Source organism: Hydrogenibacillus schlegelii, assembly GCF_001653195.1.
Classification (GTDB): Bacteria; Bacillota; Bacilli; order Thermicanales; family DSM-22653; genus Hydrogenibacillus; species Hydrogenibacillus schlegelii.
In genome coordinates this window covers 1-14624 of record NZ_JXBB01000009.1, presented here as the reverse complement: position 1 = coordinate 14624, position 14624 = coordinate 1, and the positions used below count along the sequence as shown (strand labels likewise).

The 14624-nt window shown below is 63.6% G+C and carries 15 protein-coding genes; 3 read left to right on the top strand and 12 right to left on the bottom strand.

Annotated features, from left to right (window positions below):
- Positions 1-207: 207 nt before the first annotated feature.
- From SA87_RS03745 to SA87_RS03735, 3 genes are all read right to left on the bottom strand, one after another.
- Positions 208-1611: a GH1 family beta-glucosidase gene (locus SA87_RS03745; RefSeq protein WP_066199417.1), complete on the bottom strand. Its 1404-nt coding sequence runs from the start codon at positions 1609-1611 to the stop codon at positions 208-210.
- A gap of 143 nt (positions 1612-1754) precedes the next feature.
- The gene (locus tag SA87_RS03740; RefSeq protein ID WP_066199415.1) at positions 1755-2240 is read right to left on the bottom strand and encodes an NUDIX domain-containing protein; all 486 of its coding nucleotides are present in this window, start codon (positions 2238-2240) and stop codon (positions 1755-1757) included.
- Between the two features lie 36 nt (positions 2241-2276).
- Entirely contained in the window at positions 2277-3407 is a 1131-nt protein-coding gene (locus tag SA87_RS03735; protein WP_169816897.1) for an NAD(P)/FAD-dependent oxidoreductase, read from the bottom strand.
- A gap of 13 nt (positions 3408-3420) precedes the next feature.
- Here SA87_RS03735 and SA87_RS03730 point away from each other — a divergent pair, with 13 nt between their 5' ends.
- Complete coding sequence (locus SA87_RS03730) at positions 3421-3813, top strand: hypothetical protein (protein WP_066199411.1); 393 nt, start codon at positions 3421-3423, stop codon at positions 3811-3813.
- Between the two features lie 151 nt (positions 3814-3964).
- Here the strand turns inward: SA87_RS03730 and SA87_RS03725 are convergent, their stop codons facing one another.
- Positions 3965-4180 carry a hypothetical protein gene (locus SA87_RS03725; protein ID WP_066199409.1) on the bottom strand — a complete coding sequence of 72 codons (216 nt, stop codon included), beginning with the start codon at positions 4178-4180 and terminating at the stop codon, positions 3965-3967.
- A 175-nt stretch (positions 4181-4355) separates the two neighbouring features.
- Between SA87_RS03725 and SA87_RS03720 the strand changes: the two genes are divergently transcribed.
- Entirely contained in the window at positions 4356-5204 is an 849-nt protein-coding gene (locus SA87_RS03720) for a Cof-type HAD-IIB family hydrolase (RefSeq protein WP_169793315.1), read from the top strand.
- 36 nt (positions 5205-5240) lie between these two features.
- Positions 5241-6335, top strand: coding sequence for a glycoside hydrolase family 130 protein (locus SA87_RS03715; RefSeq protein WP_066199493.1), 1095 nt, complete (start codon positions 5241-5243; stop codon positions 6333-6335).
- Here the strand turns inward: SA87_RS03715 and SA87_RS03710 are convergent.
- The 8 genes from SA87_RS03710 to SA87_RS03675 form a co-directional block, all read right to left on the bottom strand.
- Entirely contained in the window at positions 6296-7330 is a 1035-nt protein-coding gene (locus tag SA87_RS03710) for an ABC transporter ATP-binding protein (protein ID WP_066199404.1), read from the bottom strand. The two genes, SA87_RS03715 and SA87_RS03710, sit on opposite strands and share 40 nt — an antisense overlap.
- Positions 7331-7459: 129 nt before the next feature.
- Positions 7460-8470 carry an ABC transporter ATP-binding protein gene (locus tag SA87_RS03705; protein WP_066199402.1) on the bottom strand — a complete coding sequence of 337 codons (1011 nt, stop codon included), beginning with the start codon at positions 8468-8470 and terminating at the stop codon, positions 7460-7462.
- A gap of 78 nt (positions 8471-8548) precedes the next feature.
- Complete coding sequence (locus tag SA87_RS03700; RefSeq protein ID WP_211264147.1) at positions 8549-9802, bottom strand: NAD(P)/FAD-dependent oxidoreductase; 1254 nt, start codon at positions 9800-9802, stop codon at positions 8549-8551.
- A gap of 23 nt (positions 9803-9825) precedes the next feature.
- On the bottom strand, positions 9826-10371 hold the full coding sequence (locus SA87_RS03695) for a helix-turn-helix domain-containing protein (protein WP_066441845.1): 546 nt from the start codon (positions 10369-10371) through the stop codon (positions 9826-9828).
- Between the two features lie 123 nt (positions 10372-10494).
- Positions 10495-11154: an ABC transporter permease gene (locus SA87_RS03690; protein ID WP_245637638.1), complete on the bottom strand. Its 660-nt coding sequence runs from the start codon at positions 11152-11154 to the stop codon at positions 10495-10497.
- Positions 11155-11283: 129 nt separating this feature from the next.
- On the bottom strand, positions 11284-12285 hold the full coding sequence (locus SA87_RS03685; protein ID WP_066199396.1) for an ABC transporter permease: 1002 nt from the start codon (positions 12283-12285) through the stop codon (positions 11284-11286).
- Positions 12286-12311: 26 nt separating this feature from the next.
- Entirely contained in the window at positions 12312-13934 is a 1623-nt protein-coding gene (locus tag SA87_RS03680; RefSeq protein ID WP_066199392.1) for an ABC transporter substrate-binding protein, read from the bottom strand.
- The gene (locus SA87_RS03675) at positions 13918-14484 is read right to left on the bottom strand and encodes a M15 family metallopeptidase (RefSeq protein ID WP_082718363.1); all 567 of its coding nucleotides are present in this window, start codon (positions 14482-14484) and stop codon (positions 13918-13920) included. Before SA87_RS03675 ends, SA87_RS03680 begins: the two co-directional genes overlap by 17 nt.
- Between the last annotated feature and the right edge of the window lie 140 nt (positions 14485-14624).

Below are 14624 nucleotides of genomic sequence, written 5' to 3'. Positions count from 1 at the left end.
TTTGCTTCGAACTTTTTTCGGGCGTCTAACGTCGGGGGCGCGGCGCCTCTCGCCGATGGCCGCCGGTCTTCCGGCGGCCGCAGCGGCTTTCGGCCGTCGACGTTTGCACCGCTGGCGCGGTGCTTTTTGCCGCCGCTGCGGCGCTTGCGTCGATGGTCGGCGGCCTTCCGGCGGCACGAAACCGGCCCGGCCGGAGCCGGGCACGGTTTATGGGCCGCGGCGGGCGGCGATCAGGTCCCGGTACGCGTAGAAGCTCGCCTTCGGCGTCCGCCGCTGGGTGCCGTAGTCGACGTAGAGGAGGCCGAAGCGCTTCGTGTAGCCGTGGGCCCATTCGAAGTTGTCGAGGAGCGACCAGTAAAAGTAGCCGGACACCGGGACGCCGCCCTCGATGGCCTGCCGGACGGCGTCGACGTGGGCTTCGAGGTAGCGGATGCGGGCGGGATCGTCGATGCGGCCATCGGGCTGGGGCGCATCGTCGTAGGCGGCGCCGTTTTCGGTGATGACGATCCTTTCTGGCCGGTAGCGCTCCTTGAGGTCCCGGAGGACCGCGATCAGGCCGTCCGGAGCCACTTCCCAGCCCATCGCCGTCCGCTCGACGCCCGGCGGTTCGACGAAGTCGAGGAAGTCGAGGCCGCCCCGCGGGCCGCCCGCCCGAAAGGCGATCCGGGTCGGGAAGTAGTAGTTGACGCCAATGAAGTCCGGGGGCCGCACCCACCGGGTCGCTTCGGCCTGCATCGCCTCCAGCGCCGCCTTCGGATCGCCGGCCTCGGGGGGCCAAAGGGCGGCGGGAAGGAGGGAAAGGAGCGTCACCGGCTCCTCCGGGTAGCGGCCGAAATAAAACGGATCGAGAAACCAGCCGTTTTGCAGCCGCTCGAAGGCGGTCGCGAGGGCGACGTCGAGGTCGGCGTTTTGGCTCGGGGTGACTTTGGTCATCAGGTTGGTCAGGCCCACCCGGGCGTTTCGGGTTTCGGCCCGGATGGCCTGGTCGGCTTCGAAATGGGCGAGGTTCAGGTGATGGGCGACCCGAAAGGCAAGCCGAACATCCTTCAGGCCCGGCGCGTGTTCGCCGGTGAGGTGGCCCATCACGGTGACGACCCACGGTTCGTTTAAGGTGATCCACCAGCGAACGGCGTCGCCGAGGCGCCGGACGACGGCCGCTGCGTATTCGGCGAACCGGTGGGCGGTGTCGCGATTCGCCCATCCCCCCGCCTCCTGCAGGGCGAGGGGGAGGTCCCAGTGATAAAGGGTGACGACCGGGGTGATCCCGGCCTGAAGGAGGCGTTCGATCAGCCGGGCGTAGAAGGCGAGGCCCCGCTCGTTGAGGGGGCCGCGTCCCTCGGGAAAAAGGCGCGGCCAGGCGACGGAAAATCGATAGGCGTTCACGCCGAGGATCTCCATCCAGCGGACGTCTTCTTCCCACCGGTGATAGTGGTCGCAGGCGACGTCGCCGGTGTCGCCGCCGGCGACGGCGCCGGGTCGGCGGACGAATGCGTCCCAGATGGACGGCCCCCGGCCGTCTTCGGCCGCCGCTCCTTCGATTTGATAGGCCGACGTCGCCACACCCCAGAGAAAATCTCTCGGAAAGGCGGCCATCGCCATCGCCCTTTCCATAATCTTTAAGCGCAAAGCTCTTTAAGCTCAAAGCGCGACGCGAGAGAACGCAGGCACGATCCGTTCGGCCGACGTCCCGCTCAAGCCGCGTCGACCGGACCGGCGGCCAGGCGCCTCCGGGTTCGAGGGCTCGGCCGGGACCTCTACGCCTGCCGCCGTTCGCCGAGGAGCCCGAGGACTTCCAGCAGGCGGGGATAGACGTCGTCCTGCATGTAGGGGGAAAACCGGGGATCGTCCCGCACTTCGACCGGAAGGACGTCGAAGAGCACCGGCCCTTCGGTGTCGGTCGTAAATGGCCGAGGTTCCAGGGCTTCGACGTCGGCCCGGTAGATCGACTTGACGAGGCGGCCGCCGTCCGGATCGTCGACGACGTACTGGCCAATGAGGGCGATCGATCGGAGGCGGGCCCCGGTTTCTTCGTACGCTTCCCGGACGGCGGCCTGAAGCGGCGTCTCGCCGGGCTCCACCTTGCCGCCGGGAAGTTCGATCCCCCGCTCCCGGTGGCGGGTAAAGACGATCCGGCCCCGGTAAAACGGCACGACGAGAACGTGGCCGGCCGGGAGAAAATCGGCCGGATCGAAGGTCAGGCGGACCGTCCGGCCCAATCGATCGCGAAAGACTTCGTGCATCGCGTTTCGACTCCTTTGGTTCTCCTTCGGTTCGCGTCAACCGCCGGCCTCGGGGGCGTCCGCTTCGGAGAGAATCTCCTGCGCTTCCAGCCAGAGGACGGCCCGCTTCGCCGCTTGCATGCCGCTGCCGACGGCGGCGGCGACGCTCCGCTCGCTGGCCGGAAGCGCCGCGTCGCCGGCGATCCAGATGCCTTCCGGCACGGTCTTCTCCGGCATCGCTTCGTCGGCCGCCCAAAAAACGTCCTCGGCCTGCGCTCGGCCGGGCTCGGAGGCCTCCGTCCAGATCGGCGGGAGGACGGGCTCCATGCCGATGCGAAGGAGGACGTCGTCGGCGATCAGGACCGGCGGAAGGCTTTCCACCGTCCTCCCGGCGCCCGCTTCGGAGGGGGGGGCGTCCGAAGCGGCGAGCAGGAGGCGATAGCGCGGGCCGGAGCCGCCTGAGGCTTCGATCCGCCGGATGACGGTCCGGTAGAAGATGCGGATGTTTCGGTGGGACGGGAGTTTTTGCCGCAGGGCGCTGCGCGCCTTGAGCGCGGCCCCCCGGACGAGGAGCGTGACAACCGCGGCGTGGGGCGCGACGTTCAGCGCCCCCTCGACCGCCCGGTCGCCTCCGCCGACGATGACCACGGCCCGGCCGCGAAAGCGCTCGGCGTTCCGACTGGTGGAACTCCAGGCGCTTTCGGCGATGAGCGCTTCTCCGGGGACGCCGAGACGCCGGGGGCGGGTGCCGGTGGCGAGGATGACGGCCCGGGCGCAGAGCACGGAGGCGCCTCCGTTTTTCCGGTCGGTCGACGCCGGGGCTCCGGCATCGGGGGGGCCGGTTTTTCTTCCCGGCACGAGGAGAAAGTGCGGTCGGGGTTCCGTCCGGGGGAGGATGCCGGCGATCGGGACGCCGAGGGCGATCGAGACGCCGGCCTGCCGCAGATGGGCCAGGAAATGGCGGATGAGTTCCGGCCCGTCGCGGACCGGAAGCCCCAGGTAGTCGATGACCGGTTGATGGACCGCCTGAAGCTGGCCGCCCGGCCGATCGGCGGCTTCAAACACGGCCGGCATCCAGCCGAGGCGGGCGGCCCAGAGGGCGGCGGAAAGCCCCGCCGCCCCGGCGCCGACCACCGCCAGGGGCCGGCAGGGGCGGTCTTCCTTCATCGCCGTTCCGTCCTTTCGCATATAGATGAAATGAATGCCGGTAAAAGCCGGCCTCGGTGAAGGGTTCCGGCGCCGGCCGGCGAAGGAAGGAGGGGCGGCGATGACGGTCAACCAGGTGGCCCTCGAATGGGTGCCGGTGATCATGGCCCTGGTCACCCTGACCAAGCGCTATCTTCCGCGGGCCTATGCCCCGCTTTATGCGATCGGCTACGGCATCTTGCTTTCGCTGGCGCTTCAGTATCCGGACATCCGGGCGGATAATGGGGTCAATGTCCTTCTGCAGGGGATCGTTCTGGGCCTCGTGGCCAGCGGCCTCTACGAAGTGCCGGGGGTGAAAAAATACGAGTATCTGCTCCGGTCCTCAGGCAATAGCGACCCGCCGGGCGGATCGACCGGACCGGAAAGTCCGCCGCGGCCTTCGGGGTGACCGTTGACGCGGTCTTTTAATCCGCTCCGCTCGCAGGCCCGCTCGGGACAAGGGCGTTCGACACGCCCCGGGACCGTCCGAGCCCCGGCCGGACGCCCGGATCGAGGAAATTCCCGGGATAAGCGCGACGGAAAGCGGCCGGCGGGCCGTCTTACGACGGCCGGTGCCGGCGGCGGATCGCTTCCCGAGCCCGCCTGAGTTCCGTCGGAGGCCAGGGGGAGCTTTTGCCGCGGGCGTAGCGACGGACGTCCCGGTCCTGATGGTGGTGGGCGAGAAGAAGCTGCCGCTTCATAAAGTAGACGCCCAGATAAAACCCGATGATCCCCGCCGCGACCGATGCTATAATGACAAGGAAGATCCAGAACATCCCCCGTCAGGCCCCCTCTTCGCATCAGCGATGCTTTCATTGTATCATTCCGGTGCCGGCGGTAAAACTCCTGTCAATGCGAAAACTCCGGTCTCTCCGCCGGAAACGCCGAAGCCGGACGATGTCCGAGCGGCCGGACCGGCGGGCGAGACCGGCGCCGGTAGGGAGGGTGAACGTGGCGAGGGATTTTCGCATGGTGCTCGTCGACCTCGACGGCACCGCCCTCACGACGGAAAAGACGATCACGCCCCGGACGCGTTCGATCCTCACCCGGCTGGAGGCATCCGGCGTCCGGGTCGTCATCGCCACCGGGCGGGCGATTTACTCCGTCCGGACGTTGTTTCAGGACGTTCCGTTCCGGGGGCCGGTCATCGCCTTAAACGGCGCGGCGATTTTTTCCGGTCTTACGGGACCGCTCTGGCACGTCGAAGCCATCGACGCCGAGGCGCTGGATCTGGCGATGGCGGTGCTCGGTCGGGAGCGACGGATCCGGAATCTCCTGTTTGAAGCGCCGGATGCGTATTTTGTCTCCCGGTTCGACGACGAGGTGCGGACGACGTTTGCCGATTACCGGAACCTGGAACCGCATCCCCTCGAACCCGAACGGGTCCGACGGGCGCCGGTGACGAACATCCTCGTCCGCCCCGAGGAGCCGGATAAAGAAGCGGTGCACGCTTACTTGAGCGCGCTTCTCGGAGCGCATGTCCGCTTCATCCGGACGACGTGGACGTGGCTCGAGGGGCTCAAGGCCGGCGTGACGAAAGCGACGGCGATGCACGTTCTGGCCCGGCGGTTTGGCATTTCGCCGGATGAAATCGTCGCCGTCGGCGATGAGTGGAACGACGTCGAGATGCTCCGGGAAGCGGGGCTCGGCATCGCGATGGCGAACGGCAGCGACCTCGCCAAAGCGGCGGCCGACGTCATCGCCCCGCCGAACGACGAAGACGGCCTCGCCCGGGTGCTGGAAGACGTGTTTGCGGTCCGTCTGAAGGACGGCGCCGGCCGGGGAACCGCTGGGGGCTGAATGGTTGAACGGTCGGAAGGAGGCGATCGGAAGGGAATGGGGGCGGTGTTCGAACGGTGCGGTCCGGCGCCGCTTCTTCGGCCGGACGACGTGCCGCCGGTCGTCCCGGGGGATGAGGTGATCGGCGTCTTCAATCCGGCGGCGGTCCGGTGGGAAGAGGGCTTCCTCCTCGTCTTCCGCAGCGCCGAGCGTCCGCGTTCTTCGGCGGGGCTCCTTCGGGTCCCGGTCTACGAGGGAAGCGCTCCGACGCCGGAGGGCGGTGGAGGAAGCGCCCGGCAGGTCCGAATGTTCCGGCTCGACGACGATCGGTACGACTTTTCCGACCCTCGAGTCGTCGTCGAGCGGGACGGCCGGCGGATCGTCGCCCTTACGTCGTTTTCGTTCTTGCGGCGGGCCGTCCTCCGGCCGGACGGGCAGGTGGAAGTCGACCCGCGGCCGATCCTCTGGCCGTCGGACCCGGCGGAGGCGTGGGGAATGGAAGACCCCCGCCTCGTCGCCGTCGAGGGCCGGCTCGTGCTCTCGTATGCGGCGGTGTCGGCCCGGGGCATCGTCGTCATGCTGGCGGCCTCCCGGGACGGGCGGACGTTCGAGCGGCTCGGCGCGGCGCTCCCGCCGGAGAACAAAAACGCCGTCCTCTTCCCCCGCCGCTTGGGCGGCCGCTACGTCCTCCTGCACCGGCCGGTGCCGGCCGGCATCGGGACGCCGGACGTCTGGTCCGCCGTCTCGCCGGATCTCCGGCACTGGGGTGAGCACCGGCCGGTCTTTGGCGTTCGGCCGGGAGCGTGGGACGAGGCGCGGGTCGGCGCCGGCGCGCCGCCGATCGAGACGGAGAAAGGCTGGCTCCTCTTCTACCATGGCGCCGATCGCCGCAACCGCTACGCCATGGGGGCGGTGCTTTTGCACCGGGACCGGCCGTGGGAAGTCCTCGCCCGGACGGCGGCGCCGCTTCTGGAACCGGAGGCCCCCTACGAGCGCCGGGGCTTTTTCGGCGGCGTCGTCTTTCCCACGGGCGCCGTCCTCGACGAGGACGGCACGGTGACGGTGTTTTACGGCGCGGCGGATGAAGCGATCGGCTGCGCCCGGGCGCCGCTTCAGGCGGTGTTGGAGGCTCTTTGGACGTCCAATAAATGACAGGCGACCGCGTGGCCGGGGCCGACCTCCCGAAGGGGCGGCCGAACGCTCCGGCAGACGTCCATCGCCTTCGGACAGCGGGGGTGAAAGACGCAGCCGGACGGCGGCCGGACGGCGCTTGGAATCTCGCCGCTGAGGAGGATCCGCTCCCGCCTTCGCTTCGGGTCCGGCACCGGAACCGCCGCGAGAAGCGCCTGGGTGTACGGGTGAAGCGGGTCAGTGAACAGGCTTTTTTTGTCGGCCAATTCGACGAGATGGCCGAGATAAAGCACGCCGACGCGGTCGGAGATGTGTTTGACGACGCTGAGATCGTGGGCGATAAAGAGGTACGTCAGCCCGAACGCTTCCTGCAGATCCATCATCAGATTGATGATCTGCGCCTGGATCGACACGTCGAGGGCGGAGACCGGCTCGTCGGCGATGACGAGGCTCGGGCGGATCGAGATGGCCCGGGCGATGCCGATCCGCTGCCGCTGGCCGCCGGAAAATTCATGCGGATAGCGGTTCGCGGCATCCGGCGGAAGGCCGACGATCGCAAGCAGGCGGCGGACTTCGTCCCGCCGCTCCTTTTTTCCGAGGTCGGTGTGCAGCATCAGCGGCTCTTCGATGAGGGCGCCGACGGTCATCCGGGGATTGAGGGAGGCGTAGGGGTCCTGAAAGATCATCTGGATGTGCTTCCGGTACGGCCGGAACTGGGCCGGCTTCAGACGACCGATGTCGGCCCCGCGGAAGCGGATGGTGCCGTCCGTCGGATCGTGCAGGCGGACGATCAGACGGCCGAGCGTCGATTTGCCGGAACCGGATTCGCCGACGAGGCCGAACGTCTCTCCGGCGCGCAAGGTGAAGCTCACGCCGTCGACGGCCCGGATGGCGCCGGCGGGGCGGCGGAAGAGGCCGCCTCGGATCGGGAAATATTTTTTTACGTTTTCGACTTCAAGGAGCGGTGAAGCGGCATTTTTCTCCGCGACGACGGCCGCCGGCAGGGGATGAGGCATGGCCGGCTTCCTCCTTTTCTCCATCGAGGGATTTGGGGAACGCGCTTTCGAGGCATGTGGGAACGCGTCGTTTCGAAGCATCTTGGGAAAGCGCCGCCGATGCCGAAGCGGCGGTCGCACCGGGCCGGTTCATCCGTTTGAGGCGGCCGCCGCCGGTTCGACGGGCAGCGTCTCGGCGAGGTGGCAGCGGACCCGGTGGCCGTCCTCCGGCCGGCCGAACGGTCGAAGCGCCGGCATCGCCGCGCACGCTTCGGTCCGGAAGGGGCAGCGGGGAGCAAACCGGCAGCCGGGGGGAAAGGCGTGCGCCGGCGGAACGGTGCCGGGGATCGGCTCGAGGCGGGGCCGGTCGTCGTCGAGGCGCGGCATGGAGCGGATGAGCCCTCGGGTGTAGGGGTGCCGGGGATCGTCGAAGAGGCGTTCTGCCGGCGCTTCTTCCACGATCTGGCCGGCGTACATGACGGCCACCCGATCGGCCATCTCGGCGACGACGCCGAGGTCGTGCGTGATGAGAAGGAGCGCCGTGTTCGTTCGGCGTTTGAGCTCGCGCATGAGGTCGAGGATCTGGGCCTGAATGGTCACGTCGAGGGCCGTCGTCGGCTCGTCGGCGATGAGGAGGGCCGGTTCGTTGATCATCGCCATGGCGATCATCACGCGCTGGCGCTGGCCGCCGGAAAGCTGGTGCGGATAGGCGCGAAGCATCGCCTCCGGCCGGCCGATGCCGACCCGTTCGAGCCACGTCGCCGCCAGCCGCTCGGCTTCGGAACGCCTCATGCTCCGGTGCACGCGGACGGCCTCGACCAGCTGCTCGCCGATGGTAAAAACGGGGTTTAAGGCCGTCATCGGTTCCTGGAAGATCATGGCGATGCGGCGTCCGCGGATGCGGTTCATCTCGCGCTCGCTGAGCGAAAGGAGGTCGCGCCCTTCAAACCGGATTTCGCCTGCGACGATTTTCCCCGGCGGGTCCGGGATGAGGCGAAGAATCGAAAGGGACGTGACGCTTTTGCCGCTCCCCGACTCGCCGACGAGGGCGAGCGTCTCCCCGGAGAAGATGTCGAGATCGACGCCGTCGACGGCCCGGGCCGCCCGGCGACCGCTCGTAAACATCGTGGTCAAGTTGCGCACCGAAAGAAGCGGCTCCATCGTCCCCCTCCTCCGTGGATCGGTTCGGTCCGCCTTGGGCGATCGGGCGGATGCGGCGGGCGCCCCGATGCCCGCCCGCTAACGCAGCGGGTCGAACGGTCGAAGTTCCGCCGGGATGTTCCCCGTCGTCACCGCTTCGGTCACGAGCTTTCCGGTCACCGGTCCGAGGAAAATGCCCCACATGCAATGTCCGCCTGCCACGAACACGCGCGGCGAGGCCGTGCGGCCGATGAGCGGCAACCCGTCCGCCGTGCAAGGACGCGATCCCACCCATTCATCGCGGCGATCGGCAAAGTCCGCTCCTTCCAGGAGCGGCGCGACGGCCCGGATGATCGCGTCGATCCGGCGCGGATCGAGCGGTTCTTCGGGGCGACGGAATTCCATCATTCCGGCGACCCGAAGCCGGTCCCCCAGCGGCGTACAGGCCACCCGCTGGACGGGAAAATAAACGGGTCCGGCAGGAAGACGTTTGATCGGGATGCTGAAACTGTAGCCCCGTCCGGCTTGCACGAAGGTGCGGACACCGAATCGTTTGGCCAACCGGGAAAGATCGGCGCCGGTGGCGATGACGACGGCGTCTGCCGTCAGGCGCTCGCCGTTTTCGAGCACCACGGTCGCCTGCGCGTTTTCATCGACCACTTCGCGAGCCGCCGTGCCTTCCCGAATGTCTCCTCCCCGATCACGGACCGAGCGGGCCAGGGCGTCTAGGTAACGGCCCGGGTGGATGAACCGCTGCCCATCCAGGCGCACGGCGGCGCGGACCCGGCTCGACAGGGCGGGCTCCAGGCGTCGGGCATCTTCACCGGTGAGGCGTTCATACTCGACTTCGATTCCTTCTTTCCGGAGGGATTCGAGTTCATCGATGAGCTCTTGGGCTTCCTCCGTCGTCCGGAACCCGGCCAAAAACGGCTCGGCGTCGACCACCGGTTCGCTGATGCTTTCGGCCAGCGCGCCGTAAGCCGCGTAGGCCCGGCGGATCATCGGGGCGAAAGCCCGGACCCCCGCCGCCCAGCGGGCATGGGTGCTGTGGCGGGCAAAGCCGAGCAAAAAGCGAAACAGGCTTAAGCTCGGCCGGATCGGCACGTAAAGGGGCGAGTCCGGACGAAAGAGGGCCCGAAGCCCGAACCGTAACACCGACGGATGCGGAAGCGGGGCCGTAAGGCCCGGCGTCAGCCAGCCGGCATTGCCCCATGAAGCTCCGGCGGCGACATGCCGGCTTTCGAGGACCGTGACGTCGACGCCCCGCTCCAGGAGAAACCAGGCGGTCGAAAGCCCGACCATGCCGGCGCCGACGACGACGACGCGGCGGGGTTGGCCGTTCCTCGTGATCACCATCGCTCCTCCTCAGATGTTCCTTAGGGCATTTTGCGTTTGATCATCACCCAAAGCGATATACTGACGTCAGTTCCGGGGTTCGCGTACCGATGCGGAGTCGAGCTGATGAACCGGATGCTGTCGCCGGGATACAGGCGTTCTTCTCGATCCGGAAAGACGACGCTCAATTCTCCTTGCAAAACATATCCTATTTCTTCACCCTCGTGGGTGATCAACTCGCGGTCGATCGACTCCCCCGGCTCCATACGCACTTCGATGATTTCGACCCTTTCATCGAACGAGGCGTGAATGGGAATATATTCCGATCTTTTTTCCTTGAACACGAAAGATCGTCTTTCCTGGGCCCGGACAATGTGCTGCTGTCGCGTCATAGGGTCGACCAAGAGAAGCGTTGCCGGAACTTCCAGGGCATTGCAGAGCTTCCAGAACGTGGTCACCGTCGGGTCGACTTCGCCCCGTTCAATCTTTGAGATGAGGCTTGGGCTAAGGCCGGACCGCTCGGCCACCTGCCTCAAGGTCATTTTCTTTTGCAACCGGATTTCACGGAGTTTGACTCGATCGAGCAAGGGACAGACGCTCCTTCATGGATCGGTCCGTGCTTTGGGGTCCAGGATATCTTGCAGCCCATCTCCGATCAAGTTCAACGCTGTCACCGACAAGAACAAAAACAAACCGGGAAACGTCGGAATTCACCAGTGATCCATTAGATGTTTCCAGCCTTGACTGATCATCGCTCCCCACTCCGGGCTGGGCGGCTTGGCGCCAAGACCGAGAAATCCGAGCGTGGAGATCAGGAGGATGGCTTCTCCAATGTCAACGGTCATTTGAACGAAAATCGGCGTCACCGCATTGGGCAGAACGTGGCGGAAAATGATGCGAAAGGGCGGGTTGCCAAACGTCACGGCCGCCAGCACGAAGAGACTTTCTCGTAAGCGCAGAACTTCGGCGCGCGCGAGACGAAGGTAAACGGGAATTTTGATGATGACGATGGCCAAAACAGCGTTGAACAATCCGGGCCCGAGGGCCGCCGAAAGGGCGAGGGCCAAAATAAGCGGCGGAAAGGCCAGCATGATGTCCACCACGCGCATCATCACGCGGTCCAACCAACCGCCAAAGTAGCCGATCAATACGCCAAAGAACAGCCCGATTCCGCCGCTCAAAAGGACGACCGAAGCGCCGGCGGTCAAAGAAAGGCGTCCTCCCGCAAATACCCGGACAAAGAGGTCCCGCCCAACCTCATCGGTGCCAAACCAGTGTTCCGACGAAGGCGGCGAAAATCGTTCTTTGGGGGAGATTTGATCGGGCGGATGGGGAGAAAGGAGGGGAACGATGAGAAACCCGATCCCCATGAGCGACAATAGGACGAGACCCCATCGGATCAGTCGATGCTGCCACACCCGATCGACAAGAAAAGAAAAAGCCCGTTCGTGCGTTGCCTCCATCGCTTCTCCTCCTGTTTGGAGGTGGTTTCTCCCGACTTAGAGGCGAATCTGAGGATCCAACAGGGTATAGATCCAATCGACAAGAAAGTTGAGGATCACGTAGCCGACGGACACGATGAGCGTGAAGCCCATGATGGCCGGAAAATCCAGATATCCGATCGCTTCCACGACATATTTTCCCATTCCCGGCCAACTGAAGATGGTCTCGGTGACCACCGCTCCTGCGAGCAAAGCCCCGATCGCCAAGCCGACGACCGTCGTCGTGGGGATGAGGGCATTTTTGAGGGCATACCGAAAGTAAATTTTTCGGCTCGGGATGCCGAGGGACCTTGCGGTACGGATATAATCTTGCCGCAATACTTCGATCATGGCCGCCCGGGTCTGCTTTACGATCAAGGCCAACTGCGCAAAGGCAAGGGTAATCCCCGGCAAAACAAGGTGTGCCAGCGAACTTTTGAAGGCTGCCCAATTTCCTTCCAGGAGGCTATCGATCACGTACAATCCCGTGATCGTCGCCGGCGGTGAAATCGACGGATCGATTCTTCCTCCGGAAGGAAGCAAGTCTAATTTGCCGTAAAAAATAAGGATAAGGACCAAGCCGTACCAGAAAACAGGGATCGAGATTCCGGAGACGGCCAGCAAGCGGATCAGGGCATCGATCACCGTGTCTTTGCGAGCGGCCGCATAGACCCCCAGCGGAATCCCGACGAAGAGCGCCAAAAGAAAGGCAAACAGCACCAGCTCCAAAGTGGCCGGAAAGTAGTGGCGCAGGTCGTCGAGCACCGGTTGCTGCGTTCGAATCGAGGTTCCAAGATCTCCCTGCAGTAATCCCTGCAAAAAAAGAAGGTACTGGGCCCAGATCGGGCGATCCAGGCCCAACTGAGCGCGAATTTTTGCATAGACTTCGGGTGAGGCTCGCTGCCCGGCGATCATTTGGGCGGGGTCGCCTGGAATCAAATGGGAGATGATGAAGGTGACAAAGGTGACCCCCAACACGACGAAGACGAGAAAGAAAAGGCGGGAGACCAACACTTTCATCGCCAAACCTCCACGGCGAGGCACCTTTAATTCGGCTTTTTCATAGATTCCAGGTTATAAATTCCTTCGAGCATCGGGTTGTAAACAAATCCTTGGATTTCTTTCCGCATCGGAAGAACGAAATCTTTCTGGTAGAGGTAAATATATGGAGCTTCTTCGATGACGATCTTCTGGGCTTCCCGATACAGCCGTTCTCGCTCGGCTTGATCGTTGATCGTGGCGGCTTTTCGGATCAGTTCGTTCACTCGATCGTTCTTATAGAAGGCCCGGTTTCCAGCGAGACCGAAATTGTTTGAGTCAAACCAGTAATTCATGAACATGTACGGATCGCCGAAATCCGGGCTCCAGACGCCGAGGCTCAAATCGAATTCACCGCGATCAAGCATTTCACGCATGGTCGCATAGGCCACTTTCTTGAGTTCGACCTCGACGCCGACGGCCTGGAACAACGCTTGGAGGGTGATCGCTTCGGTCTCCCACCACGGTTTGTTGTCGGAGTACAAGAGCGTCAATTTCAAACCGTGCACGCCGGCTTCTTGCAGCAGCTGCCTGGCTTTTTCGGGGTCGTACGTGTATTGCATGGCCGAAGGATCATGACCCCAGAGCCCTTTGGGGATGGGACCCCGCATCTGGGTGGCGTTCCCTTGTTGAACGACGTCGATGATCGACGGATAGTCGACGGCGTAGCTCAAGGCTTGGCGCACCCGAACATCTTTCAATGCCGGATTTCCGCGGCTCGTGTTGATATAGACGTAATCGACCAAAAGGCTCGGTTCGCGGACCACCGTGACCTGCGAAGCGTCAAGGTTGTCGATCTGCTCGATGGGGATGCCTTCGGCGATGTCGATTTCGCCTTTTTCGAGTTGTAAACGTTGGGCGGCGGCATCGGGAACGATCTTAAAGAGGACCGTATCGAACGCGATCTGGTCGCGATTGGGATGGTGGGGGTTTTTTTCGAGTTTGTAGTACTCTCCCTTGCGCCATTCGCTCAGCATGTAAGGACCGCTTCCGGCGGTGTGGCCGGAGAGGTAGCCTTGCGCCAAGTCGCCGTCTTTTTCATGTTCCATGACTTTCGGATTTACAATGCTGGCATAGTTGGTCGCCAGGGTAGAGAGAAAGGGAGGGAAGTTTTTTTTCAGGGTAAACTGAACGGTGTAAGGGTCAACAACCTGGATTTGCTGGATGACACCGAACAGCTCGGCCGGACCTTTTCCGAGCTTCAGCGTCCGCTCGAAGGAAAACTTCACCGCCTCCGCGTCAACCGGAGTTCCGTCGCTGAATCGATGCCCCTCTTCCAGTTGAAAGGTCCACGTTTTTCCGTCTTCCGAGACGCTCCACGTTTTGGCGAGGGAAGGTTTGATTTCTGTGGTTGCCCCATCATAGGCGACGAGGCGCTCGTATGCCGGATATGTGATTTTCCAGGCACTGTTGTCCATCGTTACCCCTGGATCGAGCGTCGCCTGTTCGGCATTGATGGCGACGATCAGTTTGTTTGCTGGAATCCGCAAGGTCGGATTGCCCGGAGACTGGTCGTTCGCTTGATTCGCATTCGGCGTCTGGCTGGTCTGGTTTTGCCCGCATGCTGAAAGCCATGCGAACGAGCCGAGCATCAAAAACGCAAAAATAAACGGTTTAATTTTCCTTGACATCCCCAAATGCCTCCTTTTCATTCCAGATGGCTCCGTATAGCGGTTCTCTGCCGAGGCGTTTGGCCCAGGAAAGATTCCCGAAATCAAAGTGCCACCATTCGAGGGGATAGTTGACAAACCCCGCTTTTTCCATCGCCGAACGTAAAATTTTCCGATGTTCGGCGATCAGTCGTTCGTGAGGGGTCAGGGATGATTTTTGTTCGTACCAGTCGGTGGCAGATTCTGCGGTAAAATCATCGAACGAGGTTCCCATCTCCACTTCGGCGCCGGCAAAGATGAGCGTGACGTCCACCGCTCCGCCGGTGGTATGCGGCGGAGGATCATCGGGATCGCGAATCGGCGGGGCAACAAATCGTTGCAGCCATTGCTCGAGATTGACGTCATGACGCTGGAGATCTTGGTGCGCCGCGAGAATTTTCTTATAAAATTCGTAAAGCTCATGCTGAAACTCAAAACTGCGCCAGCCGTCGTATACCATGAGGCCATATCCTTCCGGAAGGAAGTCGGCGGCCAAATTCAATCTTTTTAATACTTCTTCGCGAACATAAATCCTTTGCGGGGCTAGTCGTGTCCGGTATCATGTGTAAAAACGGATGGTCCAGGTAACATAAAATGAGCCATCCGGCCCTCTTTGGTAGAATGTGAGACGGAGAAGAAACCACTTCACCAGGAGGGATACCGGATGGCTCA